We start from the raw sequence: 2,798 nt of genomic DNA, 5'->3' as shown, positions 1-2,798 counted from the left end.
AGCCTATCTCGAAGGCAAGGGCGTCAAGACGCGGATGGGGCCGCTGCCGGTCAAGGAAGGGCCGGCGGCCGGCCAGACCATCCTCTATTTCCAGGCGCCGTGGGGGCTGCAGCTGGAAGCGATCAGCTATCCCGACGGAATGGCCTATGAGAAGGACGCCGAGACGGTGCTGTGGAGCCCGAAGAACCCGGAAAAGTGATCCGGCAGCGCGCTTGCGCGATGACACGCAGGCGCGCTTTCGCCATGTCAGGACAATCGTTTTGATATAAAACTTTAAGCTTGAAATATCTTGTCGCCGGCGCGATACTGAACTCCAGCAAGCGAAGAGGAGATCGCAGACATGAAGGTTGCGGTTCTCGGCGGCGGACCAGCTGGCCTCTACTTTGCCATTTCGATGAAGCTGAGGGACGCCGCGCACGATGTGACGGTGTTCGAGCGCAACCGCGCCGACGACACGTTCGGCTGGGGCGTCGTGCTGTCGGCCGAGACGCTCGACAATCTGTCGAAAAACGACCCGGTCAGCGCTGTCTGGATCAAGAAGCACTTTGCCTACTGGGACGACATCGCCGTCATCCATGACGGCGTGCGCACGGTCTCGTCAGGTCACGGTTTCTGCGGCATCGGCCGCAAGCGGCTGCTGGTCCTGCTGCAGCGCCGGGCGCGCGAACTCGGCGTCAAGCTGATGTTCGAGACCGACATCGCCGATCCCAAACCTTACATGGAGACGCATGATCTGGTCGTCGCGGCCGACGGCCTCAACTCCAGGGCGCGCAACGCTTTCGTCGACATCTTCAAACCCGACATCGACACCCGCAAATGCAAGTTCGTCTGGCTCGGCACCAACCAGAAATTCGACGACGCCTTCACCTTCATCTTCGAGAAGACCGAGCATGGCTGGGTTTGGGCGCACGCCTACCAGTTCGACAGCGACACCGCGACGTTCATCGTCGAGTGCAGCGAACAGACCTGGACTGCTTTCGGCTTCAGCGCGATGTCGCAGCAGGAATCGATCGCTGTCTGTGAGCGGATCTTCGAAAAACATCTCGGCGGCCACGCGCTGATGACCAATGCCAACCATATCCGTGGTTCCGCCTGGATCAATTTCCCGCGCGTGCTGTGCGAGCGCTGGTCCTACAAGAATCTGGCGCTGATGGGCGATGCGGCGGCCTCAGCCCATTTCTCGATCGGCTCCGGCACCAAGCTGGCACTGGAAAGTGCCGTGGCGCTGGCCGAATATGTCGAAACCGAGCCGGACCTGGATGCCGCCTTCCGTAAATATGAGGATGCCCGCCGCACCGAGGTGCTGAAGCTGCAATCGGCGGCGCGCAATTCGCTGGAATGGTTCGAGGAGGTCGAGCGCTATCTCGGCCTCGATCCGGTGCAGTTCAACTATTCGCTTTTGACCCGCTCGCAGCGCATCAGCCATGAGAATTTGCGGCTGCGCGATGCCGAATGGCTGGGCGGTGCGGAGGAATGGTTCCAGCGCCAGGCGGGCGCCGGCGGCAACAGCCTGCGCCGCGCGCCGATGTTCGCGCCGTTCAAGCTGCGCGACATGAGGCTGCAGAACCGCGTCGTCGTTTCGCCGATGGCGCAGTACAAGGCCGTCGACGGCTGCCCGACCGACTGGCATTTCACCCACTACGCCGAGCGGGCCAAAGGGGGCGCCGGGCTCCTCTATATCGAGATGACCTGCGTCAGCCCGGAAGGTCGCATCACGCCCGGTTGTCCGGGATTCTATGCGCCCGAACATGAGGTGGCGTGGAAGCGGCTGGTCGATTTCGTCCACACCGAAACCGAAGCCAAGATCTGCGCCCAGATCGGCCATTCCGGCGCCAAAGGTTCGACCCGGCTTGGCTGGGAAGGCACCGACGTGCCGCTGGTCTCCGGCAACTGGCCGGTGATCGCCGCCTCGGCCGTGGCGTGGTCGCCGCAGAATCAGGTGCCGAAGGCGATGGATCGCGCCGACATGGACCGCGTGCGCGACGAATTCGTGGCTTCGGCCGAGATGGCCGATCGTTGCGGCTTCGACATGCTCGAGATCCACGCTGCGCATGGCTATCTCTTGTCGTCCTTCATCACGCCGGTCACCAACCGGCGCACGGATGAATATGGCGGTTCGCTTGACAATCGGATGCGCTATCCCCTCGAAATCTTCCGCGCGGTGCGCGCTGCCTGGCGGGCGGAGAAGCCGATCTCGATGCGCATTTCGGCCAATGACTGGGTGGGCATCGAGGGCGTCACACCGGCCGACGCGGTCGAGATCGCACGGCTGCTGCACGAGGCCGGCGTCGACATCTGCGACGTCTCGGCAGGCCAGACCTCGGCACTGGCCAAGCCTGTCTATGGCCGCATGTTCCAGACGCCGTTTTCCGACCGCATCCGCAACGAAGTCGGCATGGCGACGATGGCGGTCGGCAACATCTACGAGCCGGACCATGTCAATTCGATCCTGATGGCCGGCCGCGCCGATCTGGTGGCGCTGGCACGGCCGCATCTCGCCGATCCCTACTGGACACTGCACGCCGCCGTCACGCTCGGCGACCGTGGTGTCAAATGGCCGGATCCCTATCTGCCCGGGCGCGACCAGCTCTACCGTCTGGCCGAGCGCGACGCCGCAGCGGGGCTGAAAGTATGAACGCTTTTCGTCTGCCACGTCAGCGCTGTACCCCCGCCCCTCGCCCCTCCCCACAAGGGGGAGGGGGACCGCGTCGCATTCGACTCAGCCGGCACCGCATAAGTTTGCAATGGACAGGTGCTGTCGTAGCCTTCTCCCTCCCCCTTGTGGGGAGGGTTAGGGG

At 63.5% G+C, this 2,798-nt stretch carries 1 protein-coding gene and 1 pseudogene; both read left to right on the top strand.

Features of this window, described 5'->3' with window-relative positions; genetic code table 11:
* Nucleotides 1-199 (top strand): annotated as a pseudogene (locus EN939_RS28465) (VOC family protein); the annotation flags it as partial.
* A gap of 141 nt (nucleotides 200-340) precedes the next feature.
* Nucleotides 341-2,635, top strand: coding sequence for a bifunctional salicylyl-CoA 5-hydroxylase/oxidoreductase (locus tag EN939_RS28460; RefSeq protein WP_127271042.1), 2,295 nt, complete (start codon nucleotides 341-343; stop codon nucleotides 2,633-2,635).
* Nucleotides 2,636-2,798: the final 163 nt, after the last annotated feature.

The organism is Mesorhizobium sp. M7A.F.Ca.CA.002.05.1.1, from assembly GCF_003998335.1.
In the GTDB taxonomy this organism is placed as follows: domain Bacteria; phylum Pseudomonadota; class Alphaproteobacteria; order Rhizobiales; family Rhizobiaceae; genus Mesorhizobium.
Note: the sequence above shows the minus strand (reverse complement) of the source record. Positions and strands in the feature narration are given on the sequence as shown.

What these genes read in the sequence shown, in the direction of transcription:
- EN939_RS28460 (WP_127271042.1), top strand. Translation starts at nt 341, where the DNA reads ATGAAGGTTGCGGTTCTCGGCGGCGGACCAGCTGGCCTCTACTTTGCC.